Genomic DNA, 796 nt, shown 5'->3' with positions numbered 1-796 from the left:
CATGCTCTCAACAGCAAGAGACGTTAGCTGCACTTTGTGCTCATAACGGCTCATTACAGGCGAATGCGTTTGCAAATAGACAGGCGGCTTCGGCCTCAGGAATGACACTGAACCAAGAGACCTTGCCACTGATCATCAATGCGGTGGAAGTGTTCACCTACTTTATTACCACCTTGATCCCATTTATCTTGTTGATATCTGGGGGCTACATGATAAAGATCCTGAGCAGTTGGCTGATGCTGTTGGCGTGGGCGAATTTATTGCCGATCACCTCGGTGATCAGCCGATTGTATGTGGAGCATTATACGGGGTTTGCAGAGCAATGTACGGCACTGGGTGGACAATGTACCTTTTTGGGCACGATAGGGTCGATAGACACGAGTTATACCACGGTGGAGACGGCGTTAGGTATGGCGGGCACGCTCTCGGCGATAATTCCGACGTTGACGTTTTTCTTGTTATCGGGGTCGGCCTATGCGGCGATGGGGGCATTCGGAGGCTTGGCACAAAGAAATGGTGCGGGAGCAGCGGGTGGTGGCTCAGGTTCAGACTTTTCAGGCGCAGCGGGCTCAGGCTCGGGAAGTTCGGGCTCGGGCGGAGGTTCGGGTGGTGCGTCAGGAGGGGGAAGTTCCTCGCAGGGCAACAGTGTTAAGGTCGGGCACAGTGGTGCAGGCAGTACGGCGATGATGGCGATGTCCAGCAACTCAGGAGGCAGTAGTATAAGCAGTTTTGGTGGTGCAGGGGTGAGTAGCCCGAGTTTTAGCTCCGGTGGGTCGAGCTTTAATTCGGGAATGAG

At 54.3% G+C, this 796-nt stretch carries 1 protein-coding gene; it reads left to right on the top strand.

What is annotated here, in order from left to right:
* Positions 1-796: conjugal transfer protein TraG N-terminal domain-containing protein (locus C2M32_RS20465; protein WP_199886125.1), on the top strand; the 796-nt coding region annotated here is incomplete at both ends.

It is taken from the genome of Pseudoalteromonas sp. T1lg23B (assembly GCF_002964665.1).
In the GTDB taxonomy this organism is placed as follows: Bacteria; Pseudomonadota; Gammaproteobacteria; order Enterobacterales; family Alteromonadaceae; genus Pseudoalteromonas.
Note: the sequence above shows the minus strand (reverse complement) of the source record. Positions and strands in the feature narration are given on the sequence as shown.